Origin of the sequence: Caballeronia sp. GACF4, assembly GCF_023631025.1 — a bacterium.
In the GTDB taxonomy this organism is placed as follows: domain Bacteria; phylum Pseudomonadota; class Gammaproteobacteria; order Burkholderiales; family Burkholderiaceae; genus Caballeronia.
Map to the genome: position 1 here is coordinate 134,265 of NZ_JALQDW010000002.1, position 18,611 is coordinate 152,875.

The following is an 18,611-nucleotide window of genomic DNA, read 5'->3' on the forward strand; positions in this document are numbered from 1 at the left end:
CGCAACCTGACATCGACATGACCGACCTTGCCCTGTACTCGAATTACCGCTCGCTCGAACTGCGCCGCCATGCGGATGGCGTGCTCGAAGTCGTGATGCCCGGCGCGGGCGCGAACAAAAGCGGCCTCTCTACCGCCGATGCCAACATGCATCGCGAACTCGCGGAAATCTGGCGCGATATCGACCGCGATCCCGACACGCGCGTCGCGCTAATTCGCGGCGAAGGCAAGGGCTTTTCGGCGGGCGGCGATCTCGGGCTCGTCGAGGAAATGGCCAACGACTTCGACGTGCGCGCCCGCGTGTGGCGCGAGGCGCGCGATCTCGTGTACAACGTGATCAACTGCAGCAAGCCTATCGTTTCCGCCATGCATGGTCCGGCCGTCGGCGCGGGACTCGTCGCGGGTTTGCTCGCGGATATTTCGATCGCATCGAAGACGGCGCGCATCATCGACGGCCATACGCGCCTGGGCGTTGCAGCGGGCGATCACGCGGCCATCGTCTGGCCGCTGCTGTGCGGCATGGCCAAGGCCAAGTACTATCTGTTGCTATGCGAGCCGGTGAGCGGCGAGGAAGCGGAACGCATCGGGCTCGTGTCGCTCGCGGTCGAGGAAAGCGACTTGATGCCAAAGGCGCTCGAAATCGCGAACCGTCTCGCGCATGGCTCGCAGACCGCGATCCGCTGGACCAAGTACGCGCTGAACAACTGGCTGCGCTCGGCGGGACCCACATTCGATACGTCCCTCGCGCTCGAATTCATGGGTTTTGCAGGACCAGACGTGCACGAAGGCATGCGCTCGTTGCGAGAGCGTCGCGCGCCGGACTTCCCCGGCGGCGCGCCGTTCTGAATCGGGGCACCCGAACACCTTGCTGAGGAGAGAACAATGACCGACAACGCCGGCGGCAATTCGCCATTCACGATGCCCGGTTTTCCCGGATTCGGCCAGGCCGACATGATGGGCAAGATGTGGGAGCTGATGCGCCTGAATCCGTTCGCCGCCGCGATGCAGGGCGGCGGTCAGGGCATGGGTCCGTCGCTCTCGGCGATGTCCGACATGATGGCGCCGCTCACCAACATCGAGGAACTCGACAAGCGCGTGACCGACATGCGCGCGGTCGAGCAGTGGCTGAAGCTCAACCTCAGCATGCTGCAATCGGCGATTCAGGCGCTAGAAGTGCAGCGGGCGACACTCGCCACGTTGCGTGCGTTCGGCGCGTACGCGCAGACGTCGATGGAAGGCAAGCAAACGCCTGCCGAGAAGCCGAAATCTGCAGCCGGCTGGCCGATGACCGGCGCGGCGAAGGAAACGCCTCCGCCACAAGCGGCGGCGCAACCGGCGGCGTCGAGCGAGGAGTCGGAAGAACCCAATGCGGATGCCGCGCTGCCGCCCGGGTTCGATCCGAGCGGCTGGTGGAACGTGCTGCAATCGCAGTTCAACCAACTGGCGCATCTCGCCATGATGCAGCCCGGCATGACGGGCGCGCCGGGTGTACAGCCGGAATCCGGTGACGCCGCGGCGTCCTCGACATCCGACTCCGATAACGGCGACAAGGCGTCCGATACCGCCGCGAAGAAAGCGCCCGCAAGGAAAGCCGCGCCGCGCAAGAAAGCAGAGTAGTCGAGCTAGCTGCCGGGGGCACACACATTCCTCCGGCTTATTTTTGCTTTCGGGCAAGTTCCTCGTATGCTCTGCCCGATTCCACTTTTAACGCTCGGCGTGCGTCCAAACGCCGACTCTCTCCGTATATCCAATAGCGCAACAGTCCGCCCGGACGTATCGCGGGCGGTTCGTTGTATGGCAATCGTTCGTTCCCCGCAATCGCAACGCCGCTGATCAGACTAGTTTTTGTCTATGATTGGATGGTTGTTCGGAAGGTTTTGTCCAACCGCGTTGCCGGGAACGCCCTGTGCGAGTGTACGTGTGTTCGCTTTCAATCCGAATTGTCCATGACAAATCAATCTGAGAAAGAATTCGAACGGGTGTCCGACGGGACGGCGTCATCCGAAAGATCGTCCTACAGCCATTCGGCTGAATTCGCGGTATCCGGCGTTGGTATCGGTGCAATCGCGCAGGAAATAGGTCTGACGAAAGACACCTTGCGCGTTTGGGAGCGCCGCTACGGCTTTCCGCAACCCATGCGTTCAGCCGGTGGCGAACGCCTGTATCCGCAAGAGCAGGTGTCCAAGCTGAGGCTCGTCAAACGTCTGCTGGATGCGGGGCATCGGCCGAGCAAGGTTCTCGTGCAACCAGTCGAAGCACTGCAGGAACTGGCGCAGTCGTCGGGTGTGGGACAGGATGCGCCGGACGTTGAACTCGATCACATGGTTTCGCTGCTGCGCTCAGGCGCCTACGACGAGTTCCGTTTTCTGCTCCTGAAGCGCGCGACCCGCGACGGTTTGGAACGTTTCGTCGTGGACGTGGCGGCACCGCTCGCGGCGCGCGTCGGCAATGCGTGGGCGGCGGGTACGCTGCAGGTGTATCACGAGCATCTCTTCAGCGAAGCGATTCAAGGCACTCTGCGCTCCCTGATTCGACCGCTCTCCGATGCGCTGCGCGGACGTGGCGGACGGCCGCGCGTGCTGCTCACCACTTTGTCGGGCGAAGGTCACGGGCTTGGCATTCTGATGGCGGAGGCCATGTTTACTCTGTCTGAATGCGACTGCATGCAGCTCGGCCTGCAGACACCGCTCACCGATATCGTCGAAGCGGTGAAGATGCATGACATCGATATCGTGGCGCTGTCGTTTTCGGCCGTGCTTCCGGCGCAGTCCATCGCCAATGGCGTAACGGACCTGCGCAACATGCTTCCACCACACGTGCGCATTTGGGTCGGCGGTAGCAGTCCTGCATTGCGTCGCAAGTTTCAGGAAGGCGTCGACCACCTCCCTGGACTTGGACCTATCGATGAAACTGTGGCCGAGTGGCGTCAATCCGCCGTGCTATGATCGGCGAACGCCGCTGACGTAGGGCTCGGCGCAATTGCGGCGAGCCTCGACCATGTCACATGACAGTCGGCAGCGGTAGGCATCATCGGCGGAACAACGCCTCGGGCAGCACACGCGGCTGCCGATCGAACATACCTCAGGCACAGGACTCGCTCCTCACCCACGGTAGAAAAGACGCTGACAACGCAACATTGCACGTAAGTGCAGTGTTTACGCGGAGCGCAACGCGTACCGCGCGCCATTATCTGGCGCTTCATTGTCGGTTTTCGTCTTTGGCCGTCGCAATCCCGCGTAAAATTGAAAGCTTGGCTGCTTGCGTGCAGCAATTCGCGCCGCACGCTCGTGCCGAAGATCTTAGATATAACGTCGCATAAGTGGCATCAGGGGTGGACAATGAACACCATGCTTTATCCGGAACTGTACAAATCGCTGGAATCCGTCCGTTGGGACATGGAGAAGGACATTCCATGGGACAAGTTCGACGCGTCTCTGCTCACCGACGAGCAGGCCAAGACGATCAAGATGAACGCGATCACCGAATGGTCCGCTCTTCCTGCAACCGAGATGTTCCTGCGTGACAATCACAACGACAGTGACTTCTCGGCTTTCATCAGCGTGTGGTTTTTCGAAGAACAGAAGCACTCGCTCGTCCTGATGGAATATCTGCGGCGCTTCAAACCCGAGTTTGTGCCGAGCGAAGAAGAACTTCACGAAGTGCGCTTCGAATTCGATCCCGCGCCGCCGCTCGAAACGCTCATGCTGCATTTCTGCGGCGAGATTCGCCTGAATCACTGGTATCGCCGTGCGGCCGAATGGCATACCGAGCCTGTCATCAAGCATATCTACGAAACCATTTCGCGCGACGAAGCGCGTCACGGTGGCGCGTATCTTCGCTACATGAAGAAGGCGCTCGTGCAAGCGGGCGACACCGCGCGCGCCGCCTTCGCCAAGATTGGCGTGTTGATGGCGTCGGCGCGTCGCACGGAAAAGCCGCTGCATCCCACGAATCTGCATGTGAATCAGGCGCTCTTTCCGCGTGATACGGTGCAGTCGCGTCTGCCGGACCCCGAATGGCTCGAGCGCTGGCTCGACGACCAGATCCGCTTCGACGACAGTTGGGAAAAGAAGGTCGTGGAGCGCATTCTGCACAACCTCTCGATTCTTTTCGAGCGCTCGTTCGTGACCGCGCAGGAGTTGAACCGCTATCGCAAGGAAGTGGTGCAGCGTCTGCAAGCGGCATCGGGCGGTGCGGCGGAACAGCCTGCCTGAGTTCTGGCTGGCGTCGGTCGCAATGGGTGAAACGGCTCGCCGGAGCAACCCGGCGGGCCGTTTTGCTTATGACCTCTGGAGGACGTTCGGAGGAACGTACTCGCGTGGCACAATCGCGCTTCGAGTTCTACTGCACTGAGCGCCGCCATGCCCGCCACTTTCGAACGCAAGATCACCACGCGCGATGCGCTCGCCGCGCTTCGCTTAAACCTCGCCGGACCGGTTGTTTTCACCAACGGCGTCTTCGACATTCTTCATCGCGGTCACGTCAGTTATCTCGCGGATGCGAAAGCGCTTGGCGCGACGCTCATCGTCGGCGTGAACAGCGATGCCTCCGTGCGCACGCTCGGCAAGGGCGACGATCGGCCGATCAATCGCGAAGACGACCGCATGGCGTTGCTGGCAGCGCTCGAGAGCGTGGACTGGGTGGTGAAGTTCGAAGAGACGACGCCGCTGCAACTCATCGATGCAGTGCATCCCGATGTGCTCGTGAAGGGCGGCGATTACGACATGGACAAGCTCGCGGAATCGGCGCTCGTGCGAGGTTGGGGCGGCACGGCGCTGGCCATTCCGTTCGAGCATGACCGGTCGACGACTGCGTTGCTCAGGAAGGTTCGCGCGCAGGGTTGAGTTGCTTGTTGGGGCATAGGCGCAAGGCACGGGAATCGCCCGTCAAGGCTGCGCGCATTCATTCGCCAAGGCACACATAAGGGTTTGCACGCCGAGCAGTACATGCACTCGACGCCGAATTGCACACCGACAAACACGAGGACACCGCCGGCGCAGATGCGAGCCCACGCATTGAATCACCTGCCGAATATCAGGCTGGGCCGCACGGTAAGAGATTCACGAACAGCGACCAACTCACAAGTTATATGCACTCACCGACCAAGTGAGCGCACCTGAATTCGCGGCAGGCGCGGAATCGAAAACGAAGCGCGCGCCGCACGCAGTCACTGGCCAAGCGGCCGCTCCTGCACATTTGCAGCAGGCGCGGGCGCGCCGACTTGCGGCTGATCCGCCGCCTCTTCGGGATGCAGCGCCCGCGTCACCAGCGTTTCCGGATGCACCTGTTCCAGCAGATGATGCGGCTCGCGCGCGCCGGCCGCGGGCAGCGGTCCGAAAGTGCTGCGCACGATCGCGAACATCAGCAGATTGGCCAGAATGAGTAGGGCGATCAGCCAGCGCAGCATGCTTGGGCTCCGTCAATCAATCAGAGAGTTTGCGAGATATCGGCGCAGTCGCGTCGCGCGCGATGAGCGCCAGGCCGGACAGCACGAGTGAATCATGGCGAGTATGCGGCACGGACAGCGCGCCCGCGATTTCATTCGCAGCGCCGCCGCCCAGCACGAGGCGCACTTCGGCTTGCCATTGCGCGCGCAGATCGTGCCACGCGCGCTCGATGAGACTCGCTTGCGCGAGCAGGCAGCCGGCGGAAAGCGCGGCGGCGGTATCCGTGGCGAAGAGACTCGCGGTTCGGTCGAGCGCGGCGCGCGCCGATGCGGCATCGAGCGTCGGCAACTGCGCCGTGTTGCTGCCGAGCGATTGCATCATCAACGACCAGCCCGGCGCGATCAGGCCGCCGATGAACGTGCCATCCGCGCGCAAGGCTTCGAGCGTCGTCGCCGTGCCTAAGGTGGCAATCAGCAGATGTTCGCCCGGAAACGCTGCCCGCGCGCCGATCATGCCTGACCAGCGGTCGCTGCCGAGGCGTTCCGGTGCCGTGTAGCAATTGACGACGCCGCATTGCCGCGCTTTCGCCCGGACGACCGTTCGCCGCAGATCGGGCCAGCGTACATCCAGCATACGTTCGATGCGCGCTTGCACCGAGGCGCCCGCCACGTTGGAAATCCACACGCTCGATGGCGTGGGTAACGCGGACCAGGCGGCTTCGGTCGAAGGCGTCGCTGTCGCTGTTGCTTCGGACGTTATGGACGCGTCATCGCCGTTGGGTGCTTTATTCGCGTGCGTGTGCGCCGACGAATCGCGTGCCTCGAATGCGTCATGAAGCGGCTTCGGCGCCGGGTCAGCTTGCACGGTCGCTTGTGAGAACGCGAAGCCGCGTGCATCGGCCGCGTCATGAGGCGACTTCGGCGTTGAGTCACTTCGCGCGGGCCTTTGCGAGAGCGCGGAGCCGCGTGCATCGAGCGCACCATGAAGCGGCTTCACGACGTCGCCAAGACCCGTCTCATCACGCTCATGCTCGAACGCCCCGTTCGCCATCCACTCGCCGCGCGAATCCACGAGCGCCCATTTGATCCGGCTATTGCCCGCGTCGATCAGCAAACACGGCGCCTCGCTCACGGACGCTCCTTCGCCAGGCGCAAACTCAGTTCGCCCGTTGCGACGACGCGCGGTCCTTCGGGCGCGTCGATCAGCAGATGGCCTCCGTCATCCACACCCGCCGCAATGCCACGCGTCACTTCCAGACCCTGATCGATCAACACGACTTCGCGCCCGGCGTAGGCATGCGCGTCCATCCAGCGCTGCCGAAACGGGCGGAAGCCTTCGGCTTCGAAGCGCGGCAGCGCGGCGTCGAGCGCGTTCAATAGCGCAGCGAGCGTCTCGGTAAGGTTCGCATCCGGCCAGGCGCGCGCAAGCGCGGCCGGGGTCGCGCCCGGTGCGGCGACGTTTGCTTGGCGGTGCACGTCGTCGACCTGAGCGGCGAGCCGTTCGACGCCATGCAAGTTGATGCCGATGCCGATCACCACCGCCGTCGCTTGCGGCGTGCTCCATGCCGTTTCGATGAGGATGCCGGCGAGCTTGCCGTCGTCGAGCAGAACGTCGTTGGGCCACTTGAGCGCCGGACGCGCGGACGGCGTGAGCGGTAGGCGCGCGAGCGCGTCGAGCACGGCGGTGCCGATGGCGAGACTTAGACCCGAAAGCCCCTCGATGGGCCGCTTCAGCACATAACCGACCGACATCAGAAGCGCGTTGCCCGGCTCCGCGAGCCACGCGCGGCCACGTCTTCCGCGTCCCGCTGTCTGCAAATAAGCGATGCGCGCAAGCGGCGCGCTCGCTTCCTCGTGCGATTTGTCGCGCGGCTGGGCGCGAAATTTCGCGAGCAGGTCGGCATTGGTGGAGCCCGTTTCATCGACGATTTCGATGGTCCACTCGCGGGCAGGCCGCTCGGCCAGCGTCGCGAGCCGGTTACGGTCGATGCGCCACGGCGCGTCCGGGGCGAAGGAAGAGGGTGGGTTCATGGCGGGTATTGTAGCGGCGCGCCCTTACGCCGGATGCCTTCACCTCACGCTAAACGAGCGAGATCTTCAGCCGCTTGCCGCAAGCCGCAGCGTACTTGCGCAAAGTCGATACCGATGGCGAATGTTTTTCGCTGGCAAGCGATGCTTCAAGCCGCGCGACGGCGGACGCGGTCGTTCCCATGCGTTCGGCGACTTGCGCTTGTGTCAGGCCCGCTGCCACGCGCGCGTCGAGAAAGGCTTCGAGCGGCGCATATTTGCTTTCGAGTGCATCGTAAGCGGCCTTGAATTCCGGGTCCGCCATCATGCGCTCAGTGTCTTCGCGCGTATGGGGAACCGGAGCGTAGTGCTCTTCCAGTTCGCGTTGCAGCCGGGTTTTAGCCATTGCGTTTCGTCTCCATCATGCGCTTGCGGGCAATGCGTAATTCGTCGTCGGGCGTCTGCTGCGTCTTCTTGACGAAGGAGTGCAACATGACGATCCGCTGGCCGAGCAGCGTGCAATAAAACACCCGCCCGATACCTTCTTCGCCGTGCGGTCGAAGTTCGAACAGACCATCGCCGAGCGCCCGCGAATGCGGCAGCCGCAACGCGGGGCCGTGCTTCATCAGGATTCGCAGCAGTCTCAAGTAGTCTGAACGGATGCCTGTCGGCAGCGAAAAGATCTCGCGCTTCACGCGGGCGTTGTAGTACGCAATCGTCCAGTCGCCAGTTTCTGAGGTTAGCATATTTGATAACAAGAGGCCGGATTTCCAGTTGCCAGTTTTTCGTGACCAGCGCCTCGTGTAAATTCAGCCAGTCGGTCTAAGCCATCCCACAACCCCCCGCGCCATAACAGCGCCGCCTCATTAACCTTCGTTACAATGTCCTCTCCCCTTCACGCCGCGTTTTGACGCGCATCGTTCCTTGAACTTCGACACGCCGCCCCGCCTCAGTGTGGAAGCTGGTCAGCAAGGCAAGGTGGTTCGGCTCTCGGGCCAGTGGACCGCGCTTGCGCTCGCGCGCGACCGGGCCAAGAGCGGTGTGACGCGGCGGCTGCGCGCGGTCGGGCGCGAAGCCATCAGCCAATGGGATCTGCTGTCGGTCGAGCGGCTCGATCACGTCGGCGGACAAGCGCTCTGGCGCGTGTGGGGCCGCCGCATGCCGGCGACCATCGCGCTGTCGGACACGCAACGCGAAATCTTCGAACGCGTCGCGCTGCTCGACGCCGAACGCGAAGAGCCCGAAGTCGTCACGCGCACCAACCCGGTCACGCGACTCGGGGAACTGATCTTCGGCTTCTTCGACCATCTGCAAGGCGGCCTGTCGATGTTCGGCGGCTTCGTCCTCGATCTCTTCGGGCTCGTGCGGCGGCCGAGGCGCATTCCCTGGGTCGAAATCTCCGCGAACATCTACAGCGCCGGCGCGCAGGCGCTCGCCATCACCGCGCTGGTGGCGTTCCTGATCGGCATCGTGCTCAGTTATCTGTCGGCGCAGCAGTTGCGCGTGTTCGGCGCGAATCAGTACATCGTAAATATTCTCGGGCTCTCGGTGATCCGCGAACTCGGGCCGGTGCTCTCCGCGATTCTCGTCGCCGGACGCTCGGGTTCGGCCATCACCGCGCAGATCGGCGTCATGCGCGTGACGGAAGAACTCGATGCCATGCAGGTCATGGGTATCCCGCACGGTCTGCGGCTCGTCTTGCCGCGCGTGATCGCGCTCGGCATCGCCATGCCGCTGCTCGTCATGTGGACCAACATCATCGCGCTGACGGGCGGCGCGGTCGCGGCGAAGCTCGTGTTGTCCATCGACATCTCGTTCTTCATCCGCTCGCTGCCTTCGGTCGTGCCTATCGCCAATTTGTGGATCGGACTCGGCAAAGGCGTGGTGTTCGGCATGCTGATCGCGCTTGCCGCGTGTCACTTCGGCTTTCGCATCAAGGCGAATTCGCAGAGTCTCGGCGAAGGCACGACGACTTCCGTGGTCAGTTCCATCACCATCGTGATTCTCGCGGATGCCGTCTTCGCCATCCTGTTCCAGAACGTGGGGCTATAGGCGCATATGTCGACGACCCTCGCCACTGCCGTTCGTCATCAGCCGCCGCCCGTCATCGCCGAGCCGGTGATCGAAGTGCGCGACGTCACCAAGCGCTATGGCCGAACGGTGATTCACGAGCATCTGAATCTGGATGTGCGGCGCGGCGAGATCGTTGCGTTGCTGGGCGGCTCGGGTTCGGGCAAGACCACGCTCGTGCGGCAGATTCTCGGCCTCGAATCGCCGACTTCGGGCAGTATCCGCGTGCTCGGCGAGGAATGGGCGCACATGGACGACGAAACCGCGAAGATGATGCGCACGCGTTCCGGCATGATGTTTCAGCAAGGCGCGCTGTTCTCGTCGCTTTCGGTGTACGACAACATCGCGCAGCCGTTTCGCGAACTCGGCAAGATTCCCGAAGACCTGATCCGCGAATTCGTCATGCTCAAGCTCGAAATGGTCGGGCTGTCGTGCAAGCACGCGAGCAAGATGCCGTCGGCGTTATCGGGCGGAATGGTGAAGCGCGTGGGCATTGCGCGGGCCATTGCGCTGGAACCGGAACTGCTGTTTCTCGACGAACCCACCGCCGGTCTCGATCCGAAGGCCTCCGATGAATTCGTCGATCTCATCGCGACCCTGCATCGCGCGCTCGGGCTGACTGTCGTGCTCGTCACACACGATCTCGATACCATGGTCGCGCTGTCCACCCGTGTCGCCGTGCTGGCGGACCGGCGCGTACTGGTCGCGGCGCCCGTGGAAGAAGCGTGCGCGGTGGATCATCCGTTCATCCGCGAATATTTTCTGGGGCGGCGGGGCCGGCGCGCATTGCAGGCGCTGCCGCCCGAACGCCGCGCAAAGCTGCCCGCCGCCGCGCTGGAGGACGCGACCATCAGCGTCAACAAATGAGCACCTCCCGCCAACGACGCGAAGGCCACCGCACGCGCGAGCCAGCAAGCAAAGGAACATGACGATGGAAAACAAATCACATGCGTTCTGGACCGGACTGTTCACCATCGTTCTCGTGCTCGCCATTGCGTTCGCGGTGTTCTTCTTCAACGTGGACCGCACGGTGCGCGTGCCTTACGACCTCATCGCCCGCACCAACGTGACCGGGCTTTTTACGGACGCCTCCGTGCGTTATCGCGGTCTCGGCGTCGGCAAGGTGCAGTCCATCCGCTTCGATAAAGCGCATCCGGGGCAGATCCGCATTCGCATTCTCGTCGACCAGAACGCGCCGATGACGCATTCCACCTTTGCCACGCTCGGCTTTCAGGGCGTGACGGGCATCGCGTTCGTGCAGCTCGACGACACGGGGAAAGACCCGAGCGCGTTGCCATCGTCGGCGCAGAACGTGGCCGAAGTGCCGATGCGTCCCGGTCTCTTCGAACAATTGCAGGAGCGCGGCGACGTCATCCTGAAGCGCTTCGAACGCCTCTCCGAAGATGCCGACAAGTTCCTCTCCGACGATGTGCGCGTCCAGTTGCTCGACACGACGAAGAGCCTGAAAAATGCCGCCGACGGCATTGCGACACTTACCAATCAGGTGTCGCCCGCGACCGAGCATTTGCCGCAGACGCTCAAGCAACTGGACCGCACGCTGGCATCGACCAATACGCTGATTCAAAACCTGAACCGGCCCGACGGCCCGTTCGTCACCAATCTGAACAAGGCGGGCAACGCGGCCGACCAGGCGGCTGCGGCGCTCACCGACATGAACGAGTCGCTGCGCAACGTGACGGCGCGCGTGGGCTTCGAAGCGTTGCCGCGCCTTTACTCGTTCACCGACGACGTCGGCAGCGCCGCGCGTTCCGTCGACCGCGCCGCCGATGCATTCAGCACCAATCCGCGCAGCGTGTTGTTCGGCGCGCCGCAGAAGTCGCCGGGGCCGGGCGAACCGGGTTTCGCGTGGCCCGCAAGCCCGACGCCGACGGCGCATTGACGTGATTCGAAGGAACGCTATGCATAACGACCACCGCAACATGACGATGACCGCCGCGCTCGCGCTCGCCTGCATGACGATGCTCGCGGCGTGCGCGTCCACGCCATCGGCGATGCCGAACGTGCGCTACGACCTGGGCGTCGCGCCCGCCATCGACCAGAGCGCGAACAGCACGCCGGCTACCACGCCGCCGGTCAAGGTGCTGGCCGTTAGCGCGCCGCGCAATCTCGAAACGGACGACTTCGTCTACCGGCTCAGTTATGTCGATGCACAACGCACCGGCAACTATTCGAACAGTCACTGGACGATGCCGCCCGCGCAACTCCTGACGCAACGTCTGCGCGACAGCTTGTCGGCGCGCGGTCCGGTTCTTACGGGCGCCGATCCGGTGCGCGCGGCCTTGCTCGAAGTCGAACTCACGCGCTTCGAGCAAGTCTTCGATGCGCCCGAGCGCAGCCACGGACTGGTCGCGGTGCGCGCGACGCTCACGCAGCAAGGACGCGTCGTCGCACAACGCAGCTTCAGCACCGAAGCGAGCGCGCCCACCGGCGACGCGGCGGGCGGCGCACGCGCGCTCGCCGCCGCGTCCGACGAGATGATTTCGCAACTCAGCGCGTGGCTCGACAAGCAGCCGCTCACCGCCGCCGCACAATGAGGCATTCGCGCGGCTCATGACGATCAAGCAATGGCAGCGCCGCCCGTCGGCGTTTTCCCGGCAGGCGCTCGCCGCTTACGCGACGCTCGTGGTCTATGCGTCGCTGTATCCGTTTTCGGGCTGGCGCACGCTCGGCATCGGGCCGTTTGCTTTCATCGCCGATCCCTTGCCGCAGTATCTGACCGCGTTCGATGTCATCACCAACGTGCTCGGCTACATGCCGCTCGGCGCGTTGATCGTGCTGGCGCTTTATCCGCGCTTCAGGGGATCGGTGGCGGTGTGTCTCGCGCTCTTCGGCGGCGCGCTTCTGTCGGGCGCGATGGAAGCCATCCAGACTTACTTGCCGACGCGCGTCGCCTCCAATCTCGATCTCGCCGCCAATGCGTTCGGCGCGCTTGTCGGCGGCGTGCTGATCGCGCCCGCGACGAGTGCGCTGCTCGATCGCGGCTGGCTCAGGCGCATCCGCTTCACCTGGTTCGAGCGGCACGCGGCGTATGTGATCGGATTGACGGCGCTGTGGCCGTGCGCCGGCATGTTCCCCGCACCTTATCTGTTCGGCGGTGGCGACCTGCCGCGCGCGCTTTGGGACGGACTCGATCCCGCGATGCAGGACGCGATCCTCGCCTGGGCGCCCGCCTCGTGGGACCTCGAAACCTGGTCGGACCGGCTCGGCGCGCTCCTGCCCGACGACGCATGGGAAGCGATCATCACGTCGTGCAATCTGTATGCGGCGCTCGTACTTGCAACCTTGCTCACGCGCGAGCGCGCGCCCCGCATCCGGCTGATGCTCGGCCTGATCGTCGCGACGTTGTTCGCCAAGGCGGCCGCGACGTTTCTGCAATCGCGCGCGGGACTTTTTTACGACTGGGCAACGGACGGCGCGCTCGAAGGCATCGCGATCGGCGCGCTGGCCGCCGTGCTGTCGGTTGCATTGCCACGCTCGTTGCGCGCCGTGCTTGCCGGCGCGGCACTCGTCGCGGGGCTTGCGCTCGTCAATCTGCTGCCGCTGAATCCGTACTTCGACATCGTGCTGGCCGACTGGCGGCAAGGGCGCTATCTGCACTTCAACGGCCTTCTGCACTGGCTCGCGTGGGTGTGGCCTTACGCGGCGCTCGGTTGGCTCGCGTCGGCGGCGGAGCGCGCGTGGCTCGCGCGGCGGCGGGCGCGGGCCGGGTAGGCATGAACATCGCTCGCTATAATCGATCCGAACACACTCAAGGCCCCACGCCATGGACTCTTTCTACAAGTACCACGTGTTCTTCTGCCTCAATCAGCGCGATGCCGACGCCGCGCGCCCGAGCTGCGCCAATTGCAACGCGCAGCAAATGCAGGAACACGCGAAGAAGCGCGTGAAGAAACTCGGCCTCGCGGGCGAGGGCAACGTGCGCATCAACAAGGCTGGCTGTCTCGACCGATGCGAACTTGGACCCGTGCTCGTCGTGTATCCGGAAGGCACGTGGTACACGTATATCGACGAAACCGACATCGACGAGATCGTCGATTCGCATCTTGCGAACGGCAAGATCGTTGAGCGCCTTCTGATCGATCAACCCGCGTGACCGCTTGTGACCCAGACTCAGTAACCCGATGAACGCGCAAACCGAAAAATTCCTGATCGACGGTCCAGTGGGCAAGATCGAAGTCGCGCTCGACCGGACCGATGCCGCCGATAAAGCGCCGCGCGGAATCGCGCTCGTCGCGCATCCGCATCCGCTCTTCGGCGGCACGATGGACAACAAGGTCGCGCAGACGCTCGCGCGTACCTTCGTGCAACTCGGCTACACGACGTATCGCTCGAACTTTCGAGGCGTCGGCCAGACGGCGGGCGAGCACGACAACGGTATCGGCGAACAGGACGACTTGCTCGCGCTCATCGACCACATGCGCGCGCAGCCGGGCCAGGAAGACGTGCCGCTCGTGCTCGCGGGCTTTTCGTTCGGCACCTTCGTGCTGTCGCATGTCGCGAAGCGGCTCGTCGAAAGCGGCAAGAGTATCGAGCGCATGGTCTTTGCGGGCACCGCTGCGAGCCGCTGGGAAGTCGCGCCCGTGCCCGAAAGCACGCTCGTCATCCACGGCGAAGTGGACGAGACCGTGCCCATTTCCTCCGTCTACGACTGGGCGCGCCCGCAGGAATTGCCGGTTGTCGTGATCCCGGGCGGCGAGCATTTCTTCCATCGCAAGCTGCATGTTTTGAAACGCATCATCGTCGATGCCTGGCGCTGAAAGAGCGTTTCAATCTCGTCGTCATCGAGCGTTTCGCCGCGCGAATCGGCGCTCGAATGGCTATCGGCGTAATCCCTCGAATTGCGGCGCGGCAAACGTGAAAACACGCGTCTTGTCCGTAGATTCATCGGAAACCGCACCCTCGGCGCGCGTATAATGACGCAGAATTTTTTGCTGCGAGCGTGAGCAAACGTCCTGCCGAATGGCCTTTCATGTTGCGTGACGCAGCGAAGACCCGGCGCCCGAGAGCGCAAGCTTTCATGCGGGCTCACGCGATATTTGAAGACCTGCGTTTCGTACCCATGTTGCCCCGGCGTCGGAACGCTCACGGTTTTCTCCGCGTGCGCGGCGATAGACTTCGATGGCGCGTCCGTCTGTCGAGTAAGCGCGAGTTCGCATGACCAGTCGAAGACCATTGGCTGGCAACACGAGCGACTAGCGCGACCGGTATCGACGGTCCACCTGTTCAACCCGCGTTTCGCCAACGCCGATCACACCCGGCGAAACGCCGATGCTTCTTCTTCCGACCGATCCTATGCGCTTTTTCCCTTCCGGCTTGTCTGTTTCTCCCCTTTCAGCAGTCGAGCGTCGCACGTTGCAAGCCGCTATCGTGATGCCCGCCGTGCTCGCCGCCGCGAGCGCCTTTGCACAAGTCCCGCCGCCGGACGTCACCGCGCATTCGTGGGTGCTCGTCGACGCCACCAGCAATCAGGTGCTCGCATCGGGCAATCCGGATGAGCGTGTGGAACCGGCATCGCTCACCAAGCTGATGACCGCATATCTCGTCTTCGACGCGTTGAAGTCGAAGAAGATCAACATGGACCAGACGGTGATGCCGACCGAGGCCGTGCGCCGCGTGAAGACGGACGAGTCGCGCATGTTCATCGAGGCGAACAAGCCGGTAACCGTGCATGACCTGGTCTACGGCATGATCATCCAGTCGGGCAACGACGCGGCCATCGCGCTTGCCGAACTCGTCGGCGGCAGCGAAGGCAACTTCGTCACGCTGATGAACGCCGGCGCCAAGCGCATTGGCATGAAGCACACCAATTTCGCCGATGTCAACGGCATGCCCGACCCGCAGCACTACACGACGGCAGGCGACCTGGCGGTGCTGTCCACGCGCCTCATCCGCGACTTCCCCGAGTACTACAGCATCTTCTCGGTACGCGACTTCACGTACAACAAGATCAAGCAGCCGAATCGCAATCGTCTTCTGTGGCTCGATCCTTCCGTCGACGGTCTCAAGACCGGTCACACCAAGGCGGCGGGATATTGCCTGATCGCGACGGCCAAGCGCCCGCTCGTCGGCACGCCCGACGCGAGCCGCCGTCTGGTCGCCGTGATGATGGGCGAGCCTAAGGAATCCGCGCGCGTTCAAGACAGCCTGAAGATGCTGAACTACGGTTACACGGCCTATGACGCGGTGCGTCTCTTCAAGGCGAATCAGGTGATCGAATCGCCGCGCGTGTATAAGGGCGCGTCCGACAACGTGCAGGCGGGCGTCGAGACGGATCAGTACATCACCGTGCCTAAGGGTCTCGGCGAAAAGGTCAAGCCCACGGTCACGCGTAACGATTTGCTGATCGCGCCGATCAAGAAGGGCCAGCAGATCGGCACCGTGAAGATGGTCGCGGACGGCAAGGACGTCGCGCAGTTCCCGCTGGTCGCGCTGCAGGACGTGCCGGAAGCCGGCATCTTCGGCCGCTTGTGGGATTCGGCTTTGTTGATGTGGCAAAAGCGTAAGTAAGGAGCAGGTTCGATGAGCATCGCCGAAGACTTCGACCCGACGGTCTATCTGAACGGAGAGTGGGGCCCGCTTTCCGAAGCGCGCATTCCGGTGCTGGACCGGGGCTTCATTTTCGGCGATGGCATCTACGAAGTCGTGCCGCTCTACGCGCAGGCAAACGGCGAGCGTCTGCCGTTTCGCCTGACTCAGCATCTCGCGCGACTCGAACGCAGTCTCGGCAAGATCAGCATCGCCAATCCTTTCGACGATGCCGGCTGGCGCGCGTTGATCGCCCGTGCGATCGAAGCGAACGCCGGCGCCGGCGATGCGCTCGTCTACATCCAGGTCACGCGCGGCGTGGCGAAGCGGCGCGGCCACGCCTTTCCGGCGGGCATCACGCCGACCGTGTTCGTCATGGTCGGACAACTCGTGTTTCCGAGCGTCGAGGCGAGGGCTCGCGGCGCGGCCGCCGTCACCGCCGAAGACAAGCGCTGGCTGCATTGCGATATCAAATCGACCTCGCTTCTCGGCAATGTGCTCATGGCGCAGCACGCCGCCGAACACGACGCGCTGGAAACCATCCAGTTGCGCGACGGCTTGCTAACCGAAGGTTCGTCCTCAAATGTCTGGGTAGTGAAAGGCGGCGCGCTCCTCGGCGCGCCGCGTGGGCCGCGCATTCTGGAAGGCATCCGTTACAGCCTCATCGAAGAGTTGGCGAAGGAAGCGGGAATCGTGTTCGAGGAACGCGACATCACCGAAGCCGAACTGCGCGCGGCCGATGAACTCATGATCAGTTCGGCGACCAAAGAGGTCATGCCGATTACGACGCTCGACGGTCAGCGCGTTGGCGACGGCCGGCCCGGCGCGGTCTATGCTGCGCTGTATGGCGCGTATCAGCGAGCCAAGACGCGCGAGTTCGGCCTGTGAGCGAACCGCGCCATGCGAAGGAGAAAGCCATGTCCGAATCCAAACCTCAAACCGCCGCAAACCCCGACATCGACGCGTTGTTCAACTTTCCGTGCGACTTTCCGATCAAGGTGATGGGCAAGACGCATCCGGAGTTTCAGGACGCGATCGTCAACGTACTGCGTGAATACGACAACGAATTTCACGACGGGCGCGTCGAAGCGCGGCCTTCGTCGGGCGGCAATTACACCGGCCTGACGTGCACCGTGCGCGCGCAGAACCGAGCGCATCTGGACGACATCTATCGCGCGCTCACCGGCCATCCCATGGTCAAGGTAGTGCTTTGAGCGTGCTTTCGGGTGCGTCGCAGACTGCGGGCGTGCGTTCGTAGAGCTGCCGGAACTGCTCGGCTTCGTCGAAAATCCAATTGCGAAATGCCTGCACGCGCGCGGTTTGCATCGCCGCGGGCGGGCAGACGAAGAAATAGGTCCACGGGCTCGGACCATCCACGTTGAATAAACGCACAAGCCTTCCCGCGATGATTTCCTGCATCGCCAGCGACCTTCGCACCAGCGCGACTCCCTGACAGTCGATCGCCGCCTGCAGCAGATTCGACGAATCCTCATACAGAACGCCGCGCTTCGGTTCCGGCGTTTCCGTCAGGCCGGCTGCGTCGAACCACGGGCGCCACAACTCGTCGTTCGAACGCAGCAGCGGCAGGTTCGCCAGATCGGCCGGCGTGCGCGGCAGATTGCCGCCGTTGAAGCGCGGCGAACACGCGGGGAAGAACACTTCGTCGAGCAACTCTTCTGTATGCAGACCGGCGTATTTGCCGTAGCCGAAGCGAATTGCGAGGTCCACATCGTCGCGATTGAAGTCGATGAGCGCGTTCGTCGAGTGTAGTTCCAGATCCACTTCCGGATGCTTCTCGATGAATTTGCCCACGCGCGGCGTCAGCCAGCGCGCCGAGAACGACGAAAGCATCGACACGATCAAGCGACGGTCCCGGTCGCCAGAACGAATTCGTCGTGTGGATTCGGCCAGCGAAAGGAGCGAGGCCCGCACTTCGACGGCGTACTGGCGGCCGCGATCGGTCAGGCGTACGCGCTTGCCGTCGCGCGCGAAAAGCGGCACGCCCAGTTCGGCTTCGAGTGCGCGAATCTGATGGCTCACCGCACCGTGCGTCACGAAAAGCTCGTCGGCGGCGCGCGAAAAACTCTCATGACGCGCGGCGGCTTCGAACGCTCGAAGCGCATTCAGAGCGGGCAACTGGCGCAAATCTGTATGGATAGTCTGAGGGTCGGTTGTCAATCTGGCTCACATAGCAGTGAAAATTGATCGTTTGGTTCAACGCCTTGTCACGCCTAGGATTGTAGTCATCGAAACGTTCCTTTGGCGGAGTGGATCATGCGAGAAATTTCAACAAGCGTCATCTTCGAAATCAAGCCGGGCGAAACGGTGCCGATGCGCATCGTGCGTGGCACGCGGCTTTCGGTGCAAGGCAGCACGGTCTGGGCGACGCGCAGCAACGACACCGAAGACTATTGGCTCGTGCCCGGCGACCAGCTCAAGTTGCGCGAACGCGAACGCCTATGGCTTTCGGTGGACGGCGACCGCCCCGCGCAAGTCGTCTTCACCATTGTGCCGCGCTGCGACGAGCGCGCGATCCACTGGGTATCGACGAGCATCGAACGTCTCGCGCAGCGGTTGCGTTCGGGCTGGCGCACGGTCTGAAG

Annotated in this window: 22 protein-coding genes and 1 pseudogene; 16 read left to right on the forward strand and 7 right to left on the reverse strand. The window is 63.2% G+C overall.

Annotated features, from left to right (window positions below; all coding sequences use genetic code 11):
* Positions 1–17: 17 nt before the first annotated feature.
* From NCR40_RS00675 to rfaE2, 5 genes are all read left to right on the forward strand, one after another.
* On the forward strand, positions 18–845 hold the full coding sequence (locus NCR40_RS00675; RefSeq protein ID WP_250508495.1) for an enoyl-CoA hydratase/isomerase family protein: 828 nt from the start codon (positions 18–20) through the stop codon (positions 843–845).
* 36 nt (positions 846–881) lie between these two features.
* Positions 882–1,616, forward strand: coding sequence for a PhaM family polyhydroxyalkanoate granule multifunctional regulatory protein (locus NCR40_RS00680; RefSeq protein WP_250508496.1), 735 nt, complete (start codon positions 882–884; stop codon positions 1,614–1,616).
* A 329-nt stretch (positions 1,617–1,945) separates the two neighbouring features.
* Positions 1,946–2,944: a MerR family transcriptional regulator gene (locus NCR40_RS00685; protein ID WP_250508497.1), complete on the forward strand. Its 999-nt coding sequence runs from the start codon at positions 1,946–1,948 to the stop codon at positions 2,942–2,944.
* Between the two features lie 393 nt (positions 2,945–3,337).
* Complete coding sequence (locus tag NCR40_RS00690) at positions 3,338–4,213, forward strand: ferritin family protein (RefSeq protein ID WP_244826839.1); 876 nt, start codon at positions 3,338–3,340, stop codon at positions 4,211–4,213.
* A gap of 147 nt (positions 4,214–4,360) precedes the next feature.
* Positions 4,361–4,843, forward strand: coding sequence for a D-glycero-beta-D-manno-heptose 1-phosphate adenylyltransferase (gene rfaE2 / locus NCR40_RS00695; RefSeq protein WP_244826840.1), 483 nt, complete (start codon positions 4,361–4,363; stop codon positions 4,841–4,843).
* A 323-nt stretch (positions 4,844–5,166) separates the two neighbouring features.
* Here rfaE2 and NCR40_RS00700 read toward each other — a convergent pair whose 3' ends face one another.
* From NCR40_RS00700 to NCR40_RS00725, 6 genes and pseudogenes are all read right to left on the reverse strand, one after another.
* Positions 5,167–5,406 carry a hypothetical protein gene (locus NCR40_RS00700; RefSeq protein WP_244826841.1) on the reverse strand — a complete coding sequence of 80 codons (240 nt, stop codon included), beginning with the start codon at positions 5,404–5,406 and terminating at the stop codon, positions 5,167–5,169.
* Between the two features lie 16 nt (positions 5,407–5,422).
* Positions 5,423–6,250, reverse strand: a complete 828-nt coding sequence (locus NCR40_RS00705) for a type III pantothenate kinase (RefSeq protein WP_250508735.1) — start codon at positions 6,248–6,250, stop codon at positions 5,423–5,425.
* A gap of 162 nt (positions 6,251–6,412) precedes the next feature.
* Positions 6,413–6,517 (reverse strand): annotated as a pseudogene (locus tag NCR40_RS00710) (type III pantothenate kinase); the annotation flags it as partial.
* On the reverse strand, positions 6,514–7,416 hold the full coding sequence (locus tag NCR40_RS00715; RefSeq protein ID WP_244826842.1) for a biotin--[acetyl-CoA-carboxylase] ligase: 903 nt from the start codon (positions 7,414–7,416) through the stop codon (positions 6,514–6,516). The pseudogene NCR40_RS00710 and the gene NCR40_RS00715, both read right to left, overlap by 4 nt.
* 49 nt (positions 7,417–7,465) lie before the next feature.
* On the reverse strand, positions 7,466–7,798 hold the full coding sequence (locus NCR40_RS00720) for a helix-turn-helix domain-containing protein (RefSeq protein ID WP_250508498.1): 333 nt from the start codon (positions 7,796–7,798) through the stop codon (positions 7,466–7,468).
* The gene (locus NCR40_RS00725) at positions 7,791–8,138 is read right to left on the reverse strand and encodes a type II toxin-antitoxin system RelE/ParE family toxin (RefSeq protein WP_250508499.1); all 348 of its coding nucleotides are present in this window, start codon (positions 8,136–8,138) and stop codon (positions 7,791–7,793) included. Before NCR40_RS00725 ends, NCR40_RS00720 begins: the two co-directional genes overlap by 8 nt.
* A 178-nt stretch (positions 8,139–8,316) precedes the next feature.
* Here NCR40_RS00725 and NCR40_RS00730 point away from each other — a divergent pair, with 178 nt between their 5' ends.
* From NCR40_RS00730 to NCR40_RS00775, 10 genes are all read left to right on the forward strand, one after another.
* Entirely contained in the window at positions 8,317–9,444 is a 1,128-nt protein-coding gene (locus NCR40_RS00730) for an MlaE family ABC transporter permease (protein WP_244826845.1), read from the forward strand.
* 6 nt (positions 9,445–9,450) lie between these two features.
* Entirely contained in the window at positions 9,451–10,329 is an 879-nt protein-coding gene (locus NCR40_RS00735) for an ABC transporter ATP-binding protein (protein WP_244826846.1), read from the forward strand.
* Between the two features lie 64 nt (positions 10,330–10,393).
* Positions 10,394–11,362: an MlaD family protein gene (locus NCR40_RS00740; protein WP_244826847.1), complete on the forward strand. Its 969-nt coding sequence runs from the start codon at positions 10,394–10,396 to the stop codon at positions 11,360–11,362.
* A gap of 19 nt (positions 11,363–11,381) precedes the next feature.
* Positions 11,382–12,017 carry an ABC-type transport auxiliary lipoprotein family protein gene (locus NCR40_RS00745; protein ID WP_502800959.1) on the forward strand — a complete coding sequence of 212 codons (636 nt, stop codon included), beginning with the start codon at positions 11,382–11,384 and terminating at the stop codon, positions 12,015–12,017.
* Positions 12,018–12,033: 16 nt separating this feature from the next.
* The gene (locus tag NCR40_RS00750; protein ID WP_250508500.1) at positions 12,034–13,194 is read left to right on the forward strand and encodes a VanZ family protein; all 1,161 of its coding nucleotides are present in this window, start codon (positions 12,034–12,036) and stop codon (positions 13,192–13,194) included.
* A 52-nt stretch (positions 13,195–13,246) separates the two neighbouring features.
* On the forward strand, positions 13,247–13,576 hold the full coding sequence (locus tag NCR40_RS00755) for a (2Fe-2S) ferredoxin domain-containing protein (RefSeq protein ID WP_244826850.1): 330 nt from the start codon (positions 13,247–13,249) through the stop codon (positions 13,574–13,576).
* A gap of 28 nt (positions 13,577–13,604) precedes the next feature.
* Entirely contained in the window at positions 13,605–14,240 is a 636-nt protein-coding gene (locus NCR40_RS00760; protein ID WP_244826851.1) for an alpha/beta hydrolase, read from the forward strand.
* A gap of 535 nt (positions 14,241–14,775) precedes the next feature.
* A complete protein-coding gene (locus tag NCR40_RS00765) occupies positions 14,776–15,990 on the forward strand; it encodes a D-alanyl-D-alanine carboxypeptidase family protein (protein WP_370652117.1) in 1,215 nt (404 codons plus the stop codon).
* 12 nt (positions 15,991–16,002) lie between these two features.
* A complete protein-coding gene (locus NCR40_RS00770) occupies positions 16,003–16,896 on the forward strand; it encodes a D-amino acid aminotransferase (protein WP_250508501.1) in 894 nt (297 codons plus the stop codon).
* 29 nt (positions 16,897–16,925) lie between these two features.
* Positions 16,926–17,222: a DUF493 family protein gene (locus NCR40_RS00775; protein WP_244826853.1), complete on the forward strand. Its 297-nt coding sequence runs from the start codon at positions 16,926–16,928 to the stop codon at positions 17,220–17,222.
* On the opposite strand, the gene NCR40_RS00780 is transcribed toward NCR40_RS00775, so the two are convergent.
* Positions 17,206–18,186 (reverse strand): transcriptional regulator GcvA, encoded by a 981-nt coding sequence (locus NCR40_RS00780; protein ID WP_250491710.1) that lies wholly within the window; start codon positions 18,184–18,186, stop codon positions 17,206–17,208. The genes NCR40_RS00775 and NCR40_RS00780 overlap by 17 nt on opposite strands.
* Positions 18,187–18,282: 96 nt before the next feature.
* Between NCR40_RS00780 and NCR40_RS00785 the strand changes: the two genes are divergently transcribed.
* Positions 18,283–18,609, forward strand: coding sequence for a DUF2917 domain-containing protein (locus NCR40_RS00785; protein ID WP_250508502.1), 327 nt, complete (start codon positions 18,283–18,285; stop codon positions 18,607–18,609).
* The last annotated feature ends 2 nt before the right edge of the window (positions 18,610–18,611 follow it).